General features: G+C 38.6%; 6 protein-coding genes. All 6 read right to left on the minus strand.

Going from position 1 to position 6,000, the window contains the following annotated elements; all coding sequences use genetic code 11:
* Positions 1 to 18 precede the first annotated feature (18 nt).
* Positions 19 to 930 carry an L-lactate dehydrogenase gene (locus RLO81_RS02285; protein WP_350106634.1) on the minus strand — a complete coding sequence of 304 codons (912 nt, stop codon included), beginning with the start codon at positions 928 to 930 and terminating at the stop codon, positions 19 to 21.
* A 94-nt stretch (positions 931 to 1,024) separates the two neighbouring features.
* The gene (locus RLO81_RS02290) at positions 1,025 to 1,954 is read right to left on the minus strand and encodes a universal stress protein (RefSeq protein WP_350106637.1); all 930 of its coding nucleotides are present in this window, start codon (positions 1,952 to 1,954) and stop codon (positions 1,025 to 1,027) included.
* A gap of 18 nt (positions 1,955 to 1,972) precedes the next feature.
* Complete coding sequence (locus tag RLO81_RS02295) at positions 1,973 to 2,491, minus strand: ATP synthase subunit C-like protein (RefSeq protein ID WP_350106640.1); 519 nt, start codon at positions 2,489 to 2,491, stop codon at positions 1,973 to 1,975.
* Positions 2,436 to 4,277 (minus strand): V-type ATP synthase subunit I, encoded by a 1,842-nt coding sequence (locus tag RLO81_RS02300; RefSeq protein WP_350106643.1) that lies wholly within the window; start codon positions 4,275 to 4,277, stop codon positions 2,436 to 2,438. The genes RLO81_RS02295 and RLO81_RS02300 overlap by 56 nt, the downstream gene beginning before the upstream one ends.
* Positions 4,274 to 4,870 carry a V-type ATP synthase subunit D gene (locus RLO81_RS02305; protein ID WP_350106646.1) on the minus strand — a complete coding sequence of 199 codons (597 nt, stop codon included), beginning with the start codon at positions 4,868 to 4,870 and terminating at the stop codon, positions 4,274 to 4,276. The genes RLO81_RS02300 and RLO81_RS02305 overlap by 4 nt, the downstream gene beginning before the upstream one ends.
* An 8-nt stretch (positions 4,871 to 4,878) precedes the next feature.
* A partial coding sequence (locus RLO81_RS02310) for a V-type ATP synthase subunit B (protein WP_350106649.1) occupies positions 4,879 to 6,000 on the minus strand: 1,122 nt, incomplete at its 5' end.

A 6,000-nucleotide genomic window follows, 5' to 3' on the forward strand; every position in this document is an offset into this window, starting at 1 on the left:
TAAATCATTATTAAAAAGTTAAACAGACAGAATGGCCTTTTTAATGACCTCTGAGGAGGCCAATAATTTATCACGTTCATCATCGCTGATTTTCACTTCTAGCACTTTTTCTATCCCATCTCTAGAGATTAAACTGGGCAGTGACAGTGTAACATCAAACAACCCATAGGGCCCTTGAATCAAACTGGAGAGGTTCACCACCCTTCGCTCTCCTCTAAAAATCCATTTTAATAATGTAGCTGTCACTAGTCCGATAGCATGATTTGTTGCACCTTTTCGTTTAATAATTTCCTGTGCAGCTATTTTTACCTGATGTGAAATTATCGACTGAACATCAGTACTCCATCCCGCCCAATCGGTTAGATCTATACCTTCAATCTGCGCACCGGACCACAGTACTACCTCAGAATCCCCGTGCTCACCTATTACATTGGCATGAATACTTTTAGAATCTACATTAAGCTCGTTTCCAATCATCTCACGTAATCTCGCTGTATCTAGCATGGTACCAGTACCAATTACCCGAGAGGGTTCCAATCCTGTAGACTTCTGATAAAAATGAGTAAGCACATCCACGGGATTGGCCACGATGATAAGAATACCAGAAAAACCGATCAGCTGTGATGATATTTCATCTACTATATTTGCATTTTCACGGAGTAAATCGAGCCGACTTTCTCCGGGTTTACCATTTCTACCTGCGGTAATGACAATGGCTCTGCAATGTATCATTTCTTTTATTGAAACAGATTTTACTTTGGCAGAAGGAAAAAAGGAAGACCCATGGTTTAAGTCCATGGCCTCACCTTCAGCAATGTTTGATTGAATGTCGTTAATTAGTAGCTCTTCACATATTCCCCTTTGAAGTATGGATATGGCCACGCTGCTGCCAACCCAACCCATTCCTATAATTCCTATAGCGTTTTTCATATTTTCTTTATTGATTTAATCATGGTACTTTCGACAGCAAGAATATCTGAATTTACTCTACCAATGTTCTTCAAACTATCGGTTAATTCCATTTTTATATTTTCATGAGCGCATCCAAAAAGCTCATATTTTCACCTTTACTTTTTACTATTAATACAGGAATGTGACTATCAATATATACAAGCTTTTCTGCAACTGAACCCATTAAAATAGAAGATACCGCAGTACGTCCTTTTGAGCCAATGATGATGAGATCAATGTTATGTTTTTCAGCATACTCATAAGCCAATGGGGCATATTTCGCATCTTTTGTCAATTCATACTCGCATGGAATGTCAGAGGGAAAATCATTTGATTCTAAAAATTGTCTGAAGTTTTTTTGTGCATGTGTCTTCATTACATCTGAAAACTCTTCAAAACTTTTACCTGTTTTATGATATCCACTAGGCACACTGTAAATATGTATTGCCGAAAGTTCAAACCCATTATTTGACCGTGCTTCAATAGCCTGCCTCATGGCGAGGCTGGAATGGTTTGAAAAATCCACAGGAACAAGCACTTTGTTTAATTGGAGCTTAGAATCTTCCGTCACTAATAACAAAGAGCAAGGGCATTTTCGTGCAATGCCGCTTGAGGCAATTCCAGAACCATGTAAGCTTCTTTTACGGCCCATAAAAATGAGATCAACATCTTTGATCTTACAAAGTTTGAGTATTTTATCAATTGGGTTTCCCTCCTTTATAATGCACTTTACCGCTACATTTGGAGCACTAAAATATTTATCTATTTTTTGCTGAATGTCGGCCTCAATGCTTTCATCTTGAGGGCCTAACAAATTTGGGTATTCTTCTAAAAGGTCGGCAGGTAGTGCTAAATCTTTGGCCACGTGAACAAAATAGATTTGTTCTAATGGCAAAACTTTGGCCATCAAAGATGCATATTGGATCAGACGATCGTCCAACTCAGTGAGATCAAGTGCTACTAAGGCGACTTTAAATGGTTTGTATTCATTGGTAACTTTCATAAGTTTTACTTTTTACAATTACAAAATACCTCGAATTAAAAAAAGTGAGGCAAATGCTATAATTGCATAGAGTTCTGGAAACACTGCCAAAATCAAAGCACGTCCAAAAACATCGTTTCCAGAACCAATACTGTCAATACTATTTGCGCAGACTTTACCCTGATACATTCCGGAGATGAGTCCTGCTAAACCCAATGCCAGTCCACCGCCCAGTATCCCTGCTCCTTGTAATAATGTCATTTCTGGGCTGATCAGGTCTTGCAGAATAAAGAATCCGGCAAAGCCATATAGCCCTTGAGTTCCTGGTAATGCGCTCAAAACAATATAAGAACCAAAGGCTTCTGGACGTTTTTTTAATGCGCCAACTGTGGACATGGCTCCAATGGCGGTGCCCATGGCACTACCACAGCCAGAAAGTCCAACTAATAATCCGATTCCAATAAAAGCAAGTGTTAGGGGTAAAGTTTCCATTGATGTTTTTTTAAGATGATACGTTTGATTTTTTAAAAGGCTTATAGGCTCTTCCTCCTCCTTCAAATTGAGCATTATTATAAAACTCTACAAAAGTGAGTCTTAAAGGGTGAACAAATGCTCCTAAAGTGGCCAATGCCAGGTTCAGGCTATGACCGATAAGAAGAAATAGTATACCCAATATTAAATGCCACCAGCCTCCTTCCATTATCTGCATGCCAATTTGATTGACCACTAAGCCTAATACAGAAGAAGCAACGCCCAAAGCAAAAAGCCTGACATACGACAGCACGTCACCCAAAATGCCTGTAGCAATAAAAAACAGGGGTAGAATGCCTGTAAATGGTCTTTTAGTAATGGATACAGACAGATCGTGGAAGAACATGACCAGCGCTACTCCCATTATGAGTAAAATTACCCTGAGCTGACCCAAAGGCTGAAGTGCTATAACATGCTGCATATCGGCTAAAAACATCCATATTAGACTCACTACAATGAATAATTTACCAAATTGAGAAAAGCTTGCCAGCCAACTCTGATACCTAATTTTATTAACTATTGATATTATAATACCTACCAAAATTTGGACAACACCTATCATAAGGGCTACATTGAATGCATTAAAAACTACTCCGCGGTCATCAGGAATAAGAACGAATTGAGACAAATAGGCGAAAAAGGCGTTGGGCTCTTCGGTGATAATTGGCATCCCGAAAATGCTACCTGATTTTACTAGTCCCATGAGGGTGGTGAATGATCCTAAAATAACTCCCAAAACTGCCATGTTTTTAGATTGGTTTAAAAATGTAAACCAGCCTATAACTGAAGCTAAAAGTAGTATTAATCCATACCCGGCATCACCTAGACAATAAGCAAAGAGAATTGGGTAAAAAACCGCAATAAATGGCGTCAAGTCCATTTCATAATAAGATGGAAGTTGAAAAATGCCCGTTATGCTTTCAAATAATTTGGGGTATTTGAGATTAGTGAGAAGCACAGGTACGTTATCACGGACCGTTGGCTCAGACAACTTAAAGGCTAAATTTTTGTGAGTAATAAATTCTTCAATTTTGTTCTTTTCAGTTTGAGGATACCACCCAGAAAGGTACAATATAGCGCCATCGCCATACGCTAAAAAGCTTCCGTCTGCCTTTTGAAGTTTTATCTGATTCTCTAGTGACTCTATTTCGTCAGCTATTTTATTTAAATAGGGAACATAACTATCCAGGGTTTTTGAGACGTGCTGTTGCCGATCCTTTATTTCATTTTCTTCTGCGCTGGCTTCTGCTAAACTTTTCTTCGGTAATTGTATGGCTTCAAAAGGTAACTCTACTGATTCAGTTGAAGATAGCACAGCAAAATAAACCTTGTCTTTAGTTTCTGAAATGGGTTCACAAACAAGATTTCCAAAGTTGTACTGACTATACTGTTTTCGATCAGAGGTGTAAATGGCTAGACGTACTCCCGATTGCTGAATTTTATAGAGTTTATCCTCATCGAATTCACCTAACAGTTCATATTTCCATTTAGTCTTTTTGAGCGATTCAAGCTGCTGCTTATCCTGCTCACTTTGTTCGTTGAGTGCTAAAATTTGAGAGGCAATCTCATCAATTGTGGGCTTATTAGCTGATCTTATCTCTCCTGGCTTATTTTTTACACCCTCATGTTTGTCTAGTATTTCACTGGCCTTTTTCAATAGACTTTTTTTGGCCTCCAGCGCTTCGATAGGTTCATTTCGATAGTCATCGTTAAGTTCTAAATGCACTACCCCAAGATCTTGAAGACCATTGACAATCATCGATTTATCTCGATGATGCACCAGTATTTCTATTTTTTTAAAGACCTCTTTCATACAGTGATATCTTGCTCCTGTCGTTTTTTAACTATCTTCTGAGCTGCTTTAGATATATTTTCCTTATCCTCTAAAAATCGCTTTATTTTCATGATGGCAGCTTCATATTCAGGTATTTGAACCTTCTCGTATAAGTTTACCTTTTGGGTAGTCTTTTTTCTTGCTGTTTTCAGTAAATCTATTTGCTTAGACTTCACCTTCAACTTGATATCCAATGTAATACTGCGCTTTAATATATCAATTGCAGAAGGCACCCATGCCGGATAATTCCACCAGGCAATTTCAGCCAGAGAAAAAGATATACTCTTCACCTCAGGAACCTTTACCCCTACTACCTTTTTATAATGCGTGGCTTCGCTATCCAATGACAAAACATCAGGTAACTGGTTCCAAAAACTTTGGTATGCTTCCAGTTCTTTAGTAAGTTCTTCTTTGTGATCAAGAAGTTGTTGTAGCTCTTTTCCACATTTCTTTTCTTCCTGGCGAAGAGCGGTTTCTTTATTCTTTAAAATAGGTAATGCCCTTTGGCGAATAGCCAACTGCTTACCAAATTGTTGGATGGTGGTTTTGTTATAGTGGAATTTAATCGGCATCTATTTGCTTACTTTTCTTTAACCATTTTACCTTCTTGTTTTTTCCAATATTTTTTCGTCAGCTGCTCTTTAATTCCCACTTCATATTGTTCAAAGTATTTCATCAATAATTCCCAACCGGTATCAAGCATTTCATCTATCGAAATATTAATATCCACCGCTAAAAGGCGAAGTGCATACTCTTTAGAAAATGCCAAACATCTTTCATCATAGTCATTAAGATCAAATCCGTTTTCACGTTTAGTCTTGGCTTCAGCAGCATCGGCATATAGCCTAATTAAGGCATTCATCACTTGCGGATGGTCCTCGCGCGTTTTCTTACCAATTACATTTTGTTTTAATCTGGACAGGCTTCGGAAGGGGTCAATAATTACTTTTCCGATGTCGGTATCATGTTTTAAGAACAACTGCCCTTCTGTGATATAGCCAGTATTGTCAGGAATAGCATGGGTTATATCGCCTTCATTTAGTGTAGTTACAGCTATAATGGTGATCGAACCACCATGAACAAACTGAACAGATTTCTCATAAATACTTGCCAATTCACTATAAAGCGAGCCGGGCATAGAATCTTTAGAAGGAATTTGATCCATTTTATTAGCCACTATAGCCAATGCGTCAGAAAAAAGGGTCATGTCGGTAAGTAAAACCAGCACATTTTGCTTTTTATCATTGGCAAAGTACTCAGCCGCTGTGCAAGCCATATCAGGAATTAACAAGCGTTCTAAAGGGGGATCTTCAGAAGTGTTTATAAACGATACGATCTTATCAAGAACTCCCGCATCAGAAAATGTGCTTTTGAAGAACAGGTAATCGTCATTGGATAAACCCATTCCGCCAAGGATAATTTTATCTGCTTTCGCACGCATGGCGACTTCCGCCAATATTTGATTGTATGGTTGATCAGGATCTGCAAAAAAGGGAATTTTCTGGCCCGTTACCAGCGTATTATTTAAGTCAATGCCCGCTATTCCTGTAGCTAATAGTGTAGAGGGTTTAGCTCTCCGAACAGGGTTAACCGCACTCCCTTTTATTAACCGCTCCTCACCTACTAACTCTGGTCCATCATCAATTGGCTGTCCGTAGGCATTTAAAAACCGCCCAGCGAGCAATTCACTTACCTTTAACTG

It is taken from the genome of Fulvivirga sp. (assembly GCF_040220315.1).
Classification (GTDB): Bacteria; Bacteroidota; Bacteroidia; order Cytophagales; family Cyclobacteriaceae; genus Fulvivirga.